The organism is Actinomycetota bacterium (assembly GCA_019347675.1).
Lineage (GTDB): Bacteria > Actinomycetota > Nitriliruptoria > Nitriliruptorales > JAHWKO01 > JAHWKW01.
Genome location: JAHWKW010000006.1, coordinates 39,384 through 52,367, shown reverse-complemented (window position 1 = coordinate 52,367; position 12,984 = coordinate 39,384). Strand labels below are relative to the sequence as shown.

The window sequence follows — 12,984 nt, the reverse complement described above, 5'->3', positions numbered from 1 at the left end:
ACCTGCGCCGTGGCCCGCCACACCGTCACGGTGACGCGGCCGGCGGTGTCGCCCCGCTGTCGCCGGCGCGAGCAAGCCGCTACCACGTCTCGGGGAACACCACCACGATCAGGGTCTGATCGGCGTGCTCGAGCAGGTACTCGGTGCCGTGTCCGAGGAAAGCCTGGTCCTCCAGCGCCCGGGCGCTGGCCCCCAGGACGATCGTGTCGACGCCCCGCTCGGCCGCCGTGGTCAGGAGCGTCTCGGCGGTGGCTGCACCCAACCGTGTGAAGCCGGTCGCCGACCGCCCGAACGTGGCCGCCAGCTCCAGCGATCGGGCCAGCAACCCGTCCCGTTCGAGCTGGAAGGCTGGCTGCCCTTGCCACGCCGCCAGTGCCATCCGGTCGGCTCGGCTGATCACGTGCACGACGTCCACCTCGGCACCGGTGCGGGCGGCCAGGGTGTAGGCGACCTCCTCGGCCCCACGACCGATCCGGGTCCCGGTGGCGGGCACCAACAGGCGCCCCAACCGGGCGCCTCCGCGACCGGCCCGGACCAGCAAGACCGGGACCGGACTTCCGGCGAGGATCGCGTGGATCACCGGCGACAGACGGTGGGTGGTCCGCAGGTCTTCGGTGGCACCGACCGCGACCAGGCCGTAGGCGAACCCGGCCTCCTTCAGGATCGCAGCGCCCGCGTCGACCGCGGGCCGGCGGCGGCGTTCGATCGGCCGCCCCGCCAGTTGCCGGGCGATCCGAGCGGCCGCGTCCGAGGCCGGCCCCGCCGTGACCACGCCGGTGTCCACGGTCATGACTGTGACCGACGCATCCGGCTTCAAGACCAGGTCCAGGACCCGGGCGGCGAGCTCGGAGTTGCGGCCGCCGCGGGTGGGAAGCAGTGCGCTGTCGACGCCCGCCACGACGCTCTCGCTCAGCAACGCCTCGCGCTGCAGGCGTTGCGCTTCCTCAGGTCCGGTCGAGATCCGGTTGAGCATCCGCCGCAGCAGGGGCGGGACCATCATCGACGTGACCAGCGCCATCAGCACCGTGACGGTGTAGCTGCGCTGGTTGAACACCCCGATGCTGAGCGCCACCGTCGCCAGGATGATCCCCAGCGCCCCCCGGGCGTTGAGCGCGATCCCCATCGCCGCGCCAGCCATGGGGGCGGCGCCCCCGGCACGGGCGCCGAGGTAGGTGCCGACCAGCTTCGACCCGGTCGCGATGACGAAGACCACGGCGGTCCACACCGCGGTGACCGGTTCCCCCAACGTGCCGAGGTCGACGTACAGCCCGGCGGTGGCGAAGAACAGCGGGGCGAACACGGCGGTGCTCATCAGCTCCACCGCCTGGAGCACCTCCGCCTTGCGGTAGCGTGAGCGGCCCAGGACGATGCCGGCGAGGAACGCGCCGACCACCGCTTCGACGCCGGCCGCCTGCGTGATCGCCGCCGCGGCCAGCACCACCAGCACGGTCACGGTCAGGGCTCCGGCGATGCCGTCGGTGAGTCGCAGCGACAAGCGGAGCGCCGCGTCGGTGAGCCGCTGCCCGAGCGTGAACAGGAACGCCACGAAGACCAGCAGGACCACGACCGTCGTGGCCAGCGCGCCGGGAGCGAAGCCGCGTCCGACCACGGCCCCGGTCAGCACACCGAGTGCGAGCCATCCGACGATGTCGTCGGCCATGGCCGCGAAGATGGTCACCTGCCCCACGTCGCGACGGAGCAGTCCCATGTCCTTCAGGATCCGGGCGACGACCGGGAGCGCCGACATCGACAGCGCCAGTCCCATGAACGCTGCGAACACGGTCCGGTCGGCACGCTCCCCGAAGAACGCCACGGGCATGACCGCGCCGGCCGCGACCCCGACAGCCAGCGGCAGGACGAGGCTGCCGATCGGGACCAACGCGGCCGTGCGGGCCAGCCGGCGGACCAGTCCCAGGTCGGTCTCGAAGCCGGTGGTGACCAGCAGCAGGATCGCTCCGAACCAGGCCAGCGCCAGGATCAGCCCGCTCTGGAGTTCACTGGCCGGGAACAGCCACGCGGCGACATCCGGGGCGAGGCGCCCGAGGATGGACGGGCCCAACACCAGACCCGCCCCGAGCTCGCCGACCACGGCCGGCTGGTCCAGGAGCCGCATGAGGTAGCCGAGTCCCCGTGCGACGGTCAGCAGGACGACGAACTGAACCCACAGCACCAGGAGCTCATGGCCCCCGAGCGGCGTGAGACCAGGCACGGCCGACCCCCGGCTGGCTGGGAGCTCACCGGCTGGCTCCGGCCTGCCGGGCGCCGCAGCCTAGTCCTAGTCTCGCGGCTGGCCGCAGGACGCAGCGGCCCACCCGGCCGCGGTCGACGGTGAGCGTCGCGCCCTCTCAGATGATCCAGCGCACGTCGCGGTACCAGCGGACGGTGGAGGCGACCGACCCGGGGACGTCGGTCACGTGCGGCTCGAACCCGGTGGCCGCCAGCGCTTCCAGGCTCAACCGGTTGTTGGGGTTCGACTTCTTCAGGAAACGGACCCGCTTCTCCTTGAGCATGATCCCGTCGACCATGCCGCGCTCCAGCATGCGCTCGCGCACCGCGGCGCGCTTCTCGTAGGCCAGCCCCCGTTCGGGATCGTCGGTCCCGTCCAGCTTCATCCCCAGCTCCTCGGCGATCACCTCACCGACCTGGTGGTTGGTCGGGTAGCTGCCGGACAGGTTGTAGGCCCCGGTTGCTGCCGTCGGGTGCTCGGCGAGGTGCAGGCAGGCGCCGACCAGGTCGTCGACGTGGACCATGCGCAGCTCGATCTCGTCGCTGTCGACCGCGAACGTGTCCAGCCCGGCGAAACGTTCAACAGCCGCGTCGAGGATGGTGCTGGCCAGGAGCTTCACCGCACCGGGCCCGTACACGGTGGTGGGGCGCAACACCGCGACCGGCAGCCCCCGATCCTCGGCGATCGCGAACGCGATCTTCTCGGCCTCCCACTTGCTCTGGCCGTACCCGGGGCTGGGGTGCTTGTCGGCATCCTCGGGGACAGGCAGAGGCAGCTGAACACTGCTTCCGTACACCGACGAGGTACTCACGTGCACCACCCGCTCGACGTCCTCCCCCGCAGCGGCGTCCAGCAGCTGGCGCGTGCCGTCCACGTTGGTGCGGCGCATCTCCTCCTCGGTCGCAATCGAGCTGGACAGCCCGGCCAGGTGGAACACGTGCGTGACGTCGCGGACCACCCGGTCCAGCGGGGCGTCACTGCCGAGTTCCGCGCAGACGTACTCAGCCGCGCTCGGCACGCCCGGGGGCCTGGTTCGCCGACCGCAGGTCCGCACGCGCCATCCGCGCGCCAGCAGCTCGGCGACCAGGTGGCTACCGAGGAAGCCGGTACCACCCGTCACCAGCGCCCTCCGGTCGTCTCGGGGGGTCGTCGTCACGTCGTGTCCTTCCTCGTGCGTGGCTGCCATCAGGCCCCGCGTCGGCCGTCTCACCGGTTGCCGTGGCTCGCGGCCACCGCCCGCAGCGTGCGCAGCGTCACGGCTCCGTCTTCCAGGAGGTCCTGCGGTCCCGCCAGGACCTCGCACCGCCCCGGTGCGCCGAAGCGGTCGACGACGAGTGCGGCGCCCTCGAAGTCCTGCTCCCGGGTGTAGTCGTTGACGATCACCACGCAGGGCAAGCCAGCAGCGCGGGCCGCGACGACCCCGTTCTCGGAGTCCTCCACCGCCACGCTGCGCTCCGGCGGCACATCCAGCGCCGAGACCGTCTCGACGAAGACCTTCGGGTCCGGCTTGCGGTCCTCGACCTCCGTACCGGTCCGGATCACCGCGAAGCGTTCCAGACCGAACAGCTTGTCCAGCAACGGCTCCACCCACGCTCGTGTCCCGGTGGTGGCCACGGCGACCGGGATCCCCGCATCGGCGAGCTCGTCCAACAGGCGGGTCGCGCCCGGGCGCTCGGGGATCTCACCGCCGTCGGCCAGCTCGCGGAACCGGCGCGTCTTGATCTCGTGCAGCTGGCTGGCGAGCTCGGCGGCGTGGTCGTCCGCGTGGCCCTGTTCCTCCAGGTAGTGGCGTAGCCGCCGTTCGCCACCCGACACCTCCAGCAACCGCCCGTAGGTCTCCTCGTCCCACCGGTCGGGCATGTCGAGCTCGTCGAACGCACTGTTGAACGCCACGCGGTGGCCGTGACGCTCGCTCTCGACGAGCGTGCCGTCCACGTCGAAGACCACGGCAGCAAGGTCGTTGTCGGAACTCATGGGACCATGGTTTCAGACAACGACGGGGATGGCATCCCGTGCGACCCGGCCGGCCGGCGGCGAGGCGTCGGCCCCGTCGCGCGGTCTCCGCTCGGAGGATGCGTCACATCACCACGCGTGGTGGGATGATGCAGCGCCGGACGGGAGCCTCGATGGACGCTGCCAGGCCCGCCACCATGGACGCTGCCCGACCCGCCACCACGGTCGACGTCGGCGGCGTCGAGGAGCTGCACGCCAACGGCCACCTCGTGGCGACCGCCGGCCGCTACCGGGTCCTGGTCGTGGCCGACGCGGGACGGGTCGTCGCGCTCGACAACCGCTGCCCGCACATGGGATTCCCACTCGATCGAGGCACCGTCGCCGACGGGACCTTGACCTGCCACTGGCACCATGCACGCTTCGACCTGGCCAGCGGCTGCACGTTCGACCCGTGGGCCGACGATGCGCTGTCCTTCCCGGTTGAGGTCCGCGACGGGCGCGTCCTGGTGGGCACCGAACCACTGGATCGCGACTGGCGCGCGTACCGGCTGCGCAAGCTGCGCGAGGGACTCCAGCACAACATCCGCCTGGTGCTCGCCAAAAGCGTGATCGGTCTCGCCGAAGAGGGTGCGACCGACGAGGCCGTCCGCGACGCGGCCCTGTTCGGCGTCCGCAACCGCGACCGGGGGTGGAGTGCGGGCCTGTCGATCCTGACCTGCATGGCCAACGTGGTGCCGGCTCTGGACCCCGCGGATCGGGCCTGCGCCGCCTACCACGGTGTGCTGCGGGTCGCCCGCAGCACCGCTGCAGAGCCACCCAGCTTCGACCTGGAGGCGCTCGCGACCAGCGACGTGAGCCCGCAACGCCTCACCGACTGGTTCCGCCGGTTCATCGAGCTGCGCTCGGCCAGCGCCGCGGAGCGGACGCTGAAGACCGCGATCCGTGCCGGACTGCCTGCGGCCACGGTCGCGCACATGATCTTCGCTGCCTGCACCGATCACCGCTTCCTCGATGTCGGCCACACCCTCGACTTCGCCAACAAGGCTTTCGAGCTGCTGGACCACATCGGGTGGGAGCACGCCCACGAGATCCTGCCTGCGCTGGTCCCGGCCCTGGTCGGGGCGACCCGCATGGAGGAGACCGCCGCGTGGCGTCACCCGGTTGACGTCCCCGCACTTCTGGAGGGTGTGTACGAGGAGCTCGACGGGCTCGTCGAGGCGCCACCGCAGCAGCGTGAGCACTGGGACGGTCACCGTGAGCTGGCGGAGGTCATCCTCGATGATGCACCCGCCGAGATCCTCGACGCCATGCGGGACCTGCTGCGCGCTGACGTTCCGCTCCAGGAGCTGGCCGCCGCCGTGGCCTACTCGGCTGCACGCAGGCCGGTGCACTTCCCGACCTCCAACGAACACGGGGACTGGGACACCGTCCACCACACGTTCACCTACGCCAACGCCGTCGACGCGGCCATGGCCCGGGCACCGTCCCCGCTCCTGGCCCGGGGGATCTTCGACGCAGCGATGGCGGTGCACCTCGAACGGTTCCTCAACGTCCCCAAGCGGCCGATCCCCCAGCCGTCGGGCGTCCACCGCGACGCGGGCGACCTGCTCGAGCTGTTCGACACACACGGTGCGGTCAACGAGGCCGGGCAGGTGGTCGCGGACGTGGTGGCGGCCGGCCGTTCCCAGGAGCTGATCCGTGTGCTGGGGCGCGCGCTGCTCCGCGAAGACGCCGGCTTCCACGACTACCAGATGTTCGAGGCCGGCGTGCGCCAGCACCACCGGTTCGCGGGCCGCCCCGAGGCCGGACACGTCCTGATCGGCGTGGCCCGGTTCCTCGCGGCGCAGTGGCCGACGGTGCGCTCGACCAGGCAGACCTACGACATCGCGCTGCGGCTGCACCGCGGGGAGGCCGTCCACGAGGGGGTCTGAGCCCACCTCACCCGCGGTGTGCCGCACGCGCGACACGCGACCGATCAGCCGACCGCAGCAGGAAGTAGCCGAGCACGGGCCGGCGCCCGACCAGTTCAAGCGTCGCGCGGCCGATCAGTCGCCCGTCGCGGGTCGCGCGGAGCTCGTCGCGCAGCCGGCGCAGCGGCCAGCGGTTGAACGCCACGTCGTAGTCCAGCAGCCAGGCGTCACCGGCCCCCCGGGTCGTTGGTCCGCGGCGGATCTCGAACGGTGCCGCCTCGGTCTGCGCACCGCGGGTGCGGACATGGTCGGTGATCGCCCACAGCAGCGGACCCGCACGGGACGCGACGATGTTCGCCCCGCGGCCGTCGAGGAAGCGCTTGCCGCGCCACATGCCGGTGCCGCGGATTGCGGCGGACACCACCGCGTCCGCGGTCGGCGGCAGCGTCGTTGCCAGCCAGCGCCCCGCGTATGCGCCAAACGGTTGCTGTTCCGGCGTCTCGGCGGTGTCGAAGGTGCGCTCCAGGCGGCGCAGCAGGTGGTCATCCGGTGCGTTCAACTGCATCCTCGTCCGGTGGCGCCATCGAACCGAACGCCGCCGTCGAACGCGTCACGGCGTGCGGTGTCCGGTCCAGCATGGCCGGTGGTGGCTGGCGGAGCGCGCACCCCGCGCGGCTCCCTACGCTCGGGCGTCACCGGCGGGAGGAGCAGGTGGTGGTCTCCGAGATCTTCGACGCCCACGCTTGGGACGAGATCGACGGCTTCGCGTTCACCGACATCACCTACCACCGAGCGCGCGACGTCGGCGCGGTCCGCATCGCTGTCGACCGGCCGGAGGTCCGCAACGCCTTCCGCCCGCACACGGTCGATGAGCTGTACACGGCGCTTGACCACGCCCGGCAGTGGTCGGAGGTGGGCTGCGTGCTGTTGACCGGGAACGGACCATCGCCGCGCGACGGCGGGTGGGCGTTCTGCTCCGGTGGTGACCAGCGCATCCGCGGACGGGACGGCTACCGCTATGCAGCAGGTGAGACCGCCGACACGGTCGACACCGCTCGGACCGGCCGCCTGCACATCCTGGAGGTGCAGCGCCTGATCCGGTTCATGCCCAAGGTCGTGATCTGCCTCGTTGCCGGCTGGGCGGCCGGCGGAGGCCACAGCCTCCACGTCGTGTGTGACCTCACGATCGCGAGCCACGACGCCCGCTTCAAACAGACCGACCTCGACGTCGCGAGCGTCGACGGCGGCTTCGGGTCCGCCTACCTGGCCCGCCAGGTCGGGCAGAAGTTCGCCCGCGAGATCTTCTTCCTCGGTGACGAGTACTCCGCGCACGACGCCCACCGCATGGGGATGGTCAACACCGTCGTACCGCGCGGCGACCTCGAGCGCGTCGGCCTCACCTGGGCCCGTAAGGTCTGTGCGAAGTCGCCGACCGCCACGCGGATGCTGAAGTTCGCGCTCAACCTCGTCGACGACGGCTTCGTCGGCCAGCAGCTGTTCGCCGGGGAAGCGACGCGGCTGCTGTACATGACCGAGGAGGCGCAGGAGGGGCGCGACGCGTTCCTCGAGAAGCGCCCGCCCGACTGGAGCCCGTTCCCCTACCACTACTGACACGGCCAGGTCGCGGTCCGCGGTCGCGCCGCCGGCGACCCCCGTAAGCTTGCCACCCGGAGGTGGCGATCGGTCGGGAGCCAGGCGATGAGTCGACGGCCAGCCATCGTCCTCGACTGCGACCCTGGCCAGGACGACGCCATGGCGATCCTGCTGGCCGCCCGCCACCTCGATGTGGTCGGCATCACGACGGTGCACGGCAACCAGTCGTTGGAGAAGGTGACCCGCAACGCGCTGAAGATCCTCACGCTGGCGGGCCTGGAGCACATCCCGGTGCACCCGGGCGCGGCCCGTCCCTTCGTCGGCGAAGCCCGTCATGCACCCGAGGTCCATGGGGAGACGGGCCTGGACGGGGCCCAGTTACCTGAGCCGGTCATCGAACCTCAGCCGCGACACGCCGTCGACTTCCTCCGCGAGGCCGCCGTCGAGCATGAGCCGCTCACGCTCGTGGCGACCGGGCCGCTGACCAACGTCGCCGCCGCCCTGCAGCTCGAGCCGGCCCTCGCGGGGCGCCTGGAGCAGATCACCCTGATGGGCGGGGCGGTCACGGGCGGCAACGTGACCCCGGCCGCCGAGTTCAACATCTGGGCCGACCCGGAGGCGGCGCGGCTGGTTCTTCACAGCGGCGTCCCCATCCGGATGGCTGGGCTCGACCTCACCCACCAGGCCATCGTGGGGCCCGAACAACTCGACCGCCTGCGCGCCACGGGGACGCGGGTGGGCGAGGTCTGCGTCGACCTGCTGAGCTTCTACAGCGCCAGATCCAGCGCCCGGACGGGACTGGCAGGAGCACCCCTCCACGACCCGTGCGCGGTCGCCTGGGTGATCGACCCAGGCTTGCTCGAAGCCCGGCGGATGCACGTCGACGTGGAGCTGCGCGGTGAGCTGACGCGCGGCATGACCGTGTGCGACACGCGACCGGTTGCGGATGGGGCCGAGGGAACGCGTCGTCAGCCGGTTCAGGCCGCCGACACCGCCGAGGCGACCAGCAGGCTCCCCGATGCGGGGGTCGGGCCGGGGAGGTATCCGCCGCCGAACGCGGAGGTCGGCCTCCGACTCGACGTCGCCCGGTTCTTCGACCTGTTCGTCGAGACGGTGCGCAGCTATGGGTAGCGTCGTCGTCGTCGGCTCGATCAACGTCGACTTCGTCGTGGTCACCCAACACCTTCCGCGGCCCGGTGAGACCGTCGCGGGCGGCCGCTTCGCGCGCCACTGGGGTGGCAAGGGCGCCAACCAGGCCGTGGCCGCGGCGCGCTACGGGGCGGACGTGCACCTGTTGGGAGCCGTCGGTGACGACGACCTCGGTGAGGGTGCCGTCGCGGCACTCGCCGCCGACGGGGTCTCGACGCAGCGGGTGGCCCGGCTCCCGGACGCCACCACCGGCGTCGCGCTGGTGATGGTGGACCGCGAGGGCGACAACCAGATCGCGGTCGCATCCGGCGCGAACCTGCGGGTCGAGGCCAGCGACCTCGACGACCTGCTGGAAGCGCTGCCCGCGCCCGGCGTGATCCTCACGGTGTTCGAGGTCCCCGATGCCGCCGTCGTGCGGACGCTGCAAGCGGGCCGATCCGCGGGCTGGCAGGTCATGGTCAACCCCGCTCCCGGCCGACAACTGGCGGACGCCTTCCGCGGGTCCGGGGCCATCGTGACCCCGAACCGCGGTGAGCTCGGAGTGATCGCCGGTGAAGGCGAACCGCAGGCCGCGGCGCGGCGACTGGCGCAGGAGGTGACGGGCGCCCCGGTCGTCGTGACGTTGGGCGCGGACGGGGCGCTGGTCGTGGCCGAGGACGAGGTCACGACGATCAGCCCACCCGATGTGGTGGCGCGCGACACGACCGGGGCGGGTGACACCTTCAACGGGGTGTTCGCCGCCGCCCTGGCTGAGCAGCGGCCACTGCTCGAGGCTGTCCGGCTCGGCGTCGGGGCGGCCGCCTTGTCCGTGGAGGTCGAGGGCGCGCGGGACGGCATGCTCACCGGCGACCAGCTACGGCAGCGCCTGAGCGGCTGACGCGCTGGAGCCAGCGCACGTGCCCCTTCGGTCGTCGACGGGTTCGGTGGGCACGGTCCCATCGGATGCCAAGGGCCTCGGTCAGCGAGAACCCAGACGGTTGCCGGAAGTGTCCACACGAACGGCTTGCTCCGATCCTGTCGGAGATCGTCTTGCCGTCGGCGGCCTCGTCCGCCGTCCAGGGAGTTCGACACGTTTTACCGGGTGGGCCGCTGGGAGATCCCGCACGGACCTTCTCGTCGACCGCGGATGGGGCCTTCAGAAAATATTTTGCTGCCGTCGACGCGACATTCGCTGGAAGAACGATGCGATGTCCCTAAGCGTCGCTCGGCGACCATGGCTGTTCGACGGCGCCTGGTCGCGCGTGCCAGGTGTTCATCGCCGACGCGGGGCTGGACAGCATGTCCGACCGCGGCGTATCGTCCGGCGAGCCGGCACTTGCGCGAGGTGCCCGGCCGAAGGAATCGCGATGCCTCGGTACCTGTGGCGGGGTTCGTACACGACCGAAGGTCTGAAGGGACTCCTCGAGGAAGGTGGAACCGCGCGCAAAGCTGCGGTCGAACAGCTCGTGGAGGCGTTGAACGGGAAGCTCGAGGCCTTCTACTACGCCTTCGGTGAGGACGACCTCTACGTCGTCTTCGAGGCCCCCGACAACATCTCTGCTGCGGCGGGAGCCCTTCTGTCGGCGGCGTCCGGCGCCGTGCGGGGCGCGACCATCGTCCTGCTGACCCCGGAAGAGGTCGACGAGGCCGCCAAGAAGTCTCCGACCTACAGGCCTCCAGGCGCCTGACGTCGTCATCGGGGCCCGCGACGGGTGCGTTCGCCCGCGGTCCGGTCGCGGAACGGACCTGCCCTGCGACGTAGGGAGCCCGGTTGGGGTCGGACCAACACCAGCAGATGATGGGGGTTCTTCACCGCGGCAAGTGCTCGGGCGGCCGCCAGGCGCCGGATCGGGCAGACAAACTGTAAGGCTGGAGAAGCCCGAACAGGGGGCGCACTTGCGGTCGACTGAGAACCCGCTGCCAGCCCCGGTGCTGATCGGCCAGCGGATGCTCCGCCAGGCGGCCGACGCGCCAGGTCTGGACCCCCTCGCCGAAGCCACCACGGCCGCGGTCGCGCCCCTCACCCGCTCGCGACCGATCAGTGCGGGTCTGCGCGGAGGGTGGCTCGGCCACGCGCTGCACCCGCTCCTCACGGACTTCACGAACGGTCCGTGGATGGCCGCGTCGTTCCTCGACCTGTTGGGACCGCCTGGATCGTCGCCTGCAGCGCGCCGGCTCGTGGGCTTGGGCCTGCTCGCCGCGGCGCCAACGCTGCTGTCCGGGTTCGTCGAGTGGCAGGGCACCGACGGGGCGGCGCGCCGGGTGGGCGTCGTCCACGCCGCCACAAGCTCGCTGGCGACGATCCTCTACGGCGCCTCGTATGTCGCGCGGCGCAGGGGCAACCAGCGCCGCGGGGTCGTGTTTGCAGCGCTCGGCGGCGTGGTGGCGTTCCTCGACGGGTACGTGGGAGGGGAGCTGTCGCTGGTCGCCAAGGTCGGAACCGGGCGACGAACAAGCGTCTGAGGCCAGGCGAAGAACGAGGACGACCGTCGCGGGGGGATCGACCCAGATCCCTGGACCGCGAAGGACACGAAGGCGGGGGCGGCGGCACTGCGGGCGATGCCGTGGGCGCGTCACGGCGCCGGGCACACCCGCGAACTCGACGACACGGCGGAGTGGTTGGCGCTGCAGTGCCCCAAGACCGCGGTGACCGAGCTATTGCGTCGCGACATGGGATCGTGCCCGAGCCCGAGCAGCGGAAACCAGCTCGACGGGGTCGCGGGCAACGTTCGACGTCGTCCTTGACGGCGTGGTGGTCGCACCGGGCCAGCCCGGGCGCCGAGGTTGGGTGCCCACGAGGTCGTAGGCCTCCAGGACGTCCATTGCTCTCCGGCAGACTCGATGTCGATTCCTGCCGGACGTCAGCGAGGAGTTCCGATGCCCGCCTGAACACAACCATGGTCGCGCACATCAGATCCGTCTTCAAGCGGGGGTCTGGCCATCACGTCCGGTTGCTACCGCAACGGCCTGCGGCATGAAAGTATCCGCGGTCTCGCAGAGCCCTCAACGGAATCGACACCTGCGAGCCCGTGCAACCAGCTCATGTGTCGTGGTCGGCGCGGCCGGCGACGACGACTGCTGCGGCACCGAGGACAGCCACGGCTCCGGCGGCGATCTTCCCGCGGTTGCGCGAGACGATGTCGAACGCGCTGTGTTCGTGGGCCTTGTCGTCGAACGGCCCGTGAGATCCACGGTCGATGTCCTGGTCCTGCGGCTGGAACAGGTTGTCCTGTGGTCGGGCAGAGGCGGGCTGGTCCGTCTTCTGCTTTTTGATGCCGGACTTGGCGAGGTTGCGGGCGACGAGTCCGCGGAAGAAGCGGTTGCCCCAGATGGTCGCGGGCGTCGAAGCGCCCACCCAGGTCGTGCGGCGACCGTTGTCGGCAGCCCAGACGATCCCTCTCGCGGCGACCTCGGGCTGGTACATGGGAGGTACGGGCTGGGGGGCCTTGTCGGTCTTGTTGCGACCCCAGATGAACTGGGTCGTGTTGAGCCCCGGTAGGTGCACCTCGCAGAAGCGGACGTTGCTGCCTTCGTTCAGCAGTTCGGTGTACAGCGATTCGCCGAAGTTCTCGAGTGCCGCTTTGGACGCGCAGTACGGGGCTTGCAGGGGGATGCCACGGAAGGCGAGTGCGGAACCGACGTTGAGGATGGTGCCGCGGTCGCGGGGCCGCATCCGCTTCAGGGCGGCGAGGGTGCCGTGCACGGCGCCGAGGTAGTTCACCTCCGTCACGCGCCGGAACTCCTCCGGTGTCACGTCCCACGTCTTCGCGAGCACGGTGACCATGGCGACGTTGATCCACACGTCGATCCAGCCGAACTCCTCCTCGGTCCGTGCGGCTGCGCCCTCGACCTGGTCCGCGTCCGAGACGTCGGTGGGGATGGCGAGAGCCCGCCCGCCCCGCTCGGTCACCTCGTTGCTGGCGACCTCGAGACCGGCCTCGCCTCGGGCGAGGAGGGCCACGTTGGCCCCGCGATCGGCGTACAGGCGCGCCACGGCACGTCCCACGCCGCCGCTGGCTCCGGTGATCACCACGGTCTTTGCCATCACGGAACCTCCTGTCCTGGGCGCCGGTGCCGGCGCAGCGTGCCTCTGTCACCTCCCAACCTGGGCCACCACCGGGTCCGCAGGTCGGAAGGTGGCCGTCCGAAGGGACAGCAACGGGGGCACGAGTG

General features: G+C 71.1%; 12 protein-coding genes. 7 read left to right on the top strand and 5 right to left on the bottom strand.

Annotated elements, in window-relative coordinates:
• Positions 1 to 79: 79 nt before the first annotated feature.
• The 3 genes from KY462_05235 to KY462_05225 all read right to left on the bottom strand — a co-directional run bounded on the left by KY462_05235 (position 80) and on the right by KY462_05225 (position 4,201).
• Complete coding sequence (locus tag KY462_05235; protein ID MBW3577133.1) at positions 80 to 2,170, bottom strand: cation:proton antiporter; 2,091 nt, start codon at positions 2,168 to 2,170, stop codon at positions 80 to 82.
• Between the two features lie 175 nt (positions 2,171 to 2,345).
• On the bottom strand, positions 2,346 to 3,383 hold the full coding sequence (locus KY462_05230) for an NAD(P)-dependent oxidoreductase (GenBank protein ID MBW3577132.1): 1,038 nt from the start codon (positions 3,381 to 3,383) through the stop codon (positions 2,346 to 2,348).
• A 50-nt stretch (positions 3,384 to 3,433) separates the two neighbouring features.
• Positions 3,434 to 4,201: an HAD-IA family hydrolase gene (locus KY462_05225; protein ID MBW3577131.1), complete on the bottom strand. Its 768-nt coding sequence runs from the start codon at positions 4,199 to 4,201 to the stop codon at positions 3,434 to 3,436.
• 152 nt (positions 4,202 to 4,353) lie between these two features.
• On the opposite strand from KY462_05225, the gene KY462_05220 reads away from it, so the two are divergent.
• Positions 4,354 to 6,111, top strand: a complete 1,758-nt coding sequence (locus KY462_05220) for a Rieske 2Fe-2S domain-containing protein (GenBank protein MBW3577130.1) — start codon at positions 4,354 to 4,356, stop codon at positions 6,109 to 6,111.
• A 7-nt stretch (positions 6,112 to 6,118) separates the two neighbouring features.
• On the opposite strand, the gene KY462_05215 is transcribed toward KY462_05220, so the two are convergent.
• Positions 6,119 to 6,649: a hypothetical protein gene (locus KY462_05215; protein MBW3577129.1), complete on the bottom strand. Its 531-nt coding sequence runs from the start codon at positions 6,647 to 6,649 to the stop codon at positions 6,119 to 6,121.
• 77 nt (positions 6,650 to 6,726) lie between these two features.
• On the opposite strand from KY462_05215, the gene KY462_05210 reads away from it, so the two are divergent.
• From KY462_05210 to KY462_05185, 6 genes are all read left to right on the top strand, one after another.
• Positions 6,727 to 7,701: a 1,4-dihydroxy-2-naphthoyl-CoA synthase gene (locus KY462_05210; GenBank protein ID MBW3577128.1), complete on the top strand. Its 975-nt coding sequence runs from the start codon at positions 6,727 to 6,729 to the stop codon at positions 7,699 to 7,701.
• Positions 7,702 to 7,788: 87 nt separating this feature from the next.
• The gene (locus tag KY462_05205) at positions 7,789 to 8,814 is read left to right on the top strand and encodes a nucleoside hydrolase (protein ID MBW3577127.1); all 1,026 of its coding nucleotides are present in this window, start codon (positions 7,789 to 7,791) and stop codon (positions 8,812 to 8,814) included.
• Positions 8,807 to 9,709, top strand: coding sequence for a ribokinase (locus tag KY462_05200; GenBank protein MBW3577126.1), 903 nt, complete (start codon positions 8,807 to 8,809; stop codon positions 9,707 to 9,709). The genes KY462_05205 and KY462_05200 overlap by 8 nt, the downstream gene beginning before the upstream one ends.
• Positions 9,710 to 10,178: 469 nt before the next feature.
• Positions 10,179 to 10,499: a GYD domain-containing protein gene (locus KY462_05195; protein ID MBW3577125.1), complete on the top strand. Its 321-nt coding sequence runs from the start codon at positions 10,179 to 10,181 to the stop codon at positions 10,497 to 10,499.
• A gap of 208 nt (positions 10,500 to 10,707) precedes the next feature.
• Entirely contained in the window at positions 10,708 to 11,274 is a 567-nt protein-coding gene (locus tag KY462_05190; protein ID MBW3577124.1) for a (2Fe-2S)-binding protein, read from the top strand.
• Positions 11,275 to 11,370: 96 nt separating this feature from the next.
• The gene (locus tag KY462_05185) at positions 11,371 to 11,556 is read left to right on the top strand and encodes a transposase family protein (GenBank protein ID MBW3577123.1); all 186 of its coding nucleotides are present in this window, start codon (positions 11,371 to 11,373) and stop codon (positions 11,554 to 11,556) included.
• Positions 11,557 to 11,851: 295 nt separating this feature from the next.
• On the opposite strand, the gene KY462_05180 is transcribed toward KY462_05185, so the two are convergent.
• Positions 11,852 to 12,841 carry an SDR family oxidoreductase gene (locus KY462_05180; GenBank protein MBW3577122.1) on the bottom strand — a complete coding sequence of 330 codons (990 nt, stop codon included), beginning with the start codon at positions 12,839 to 12,841 and terminating at the stop codon, positions 11,852 to 11,854.
• Positions 12,842 to 12,984 lie beyond the last annotated feature (143 nt).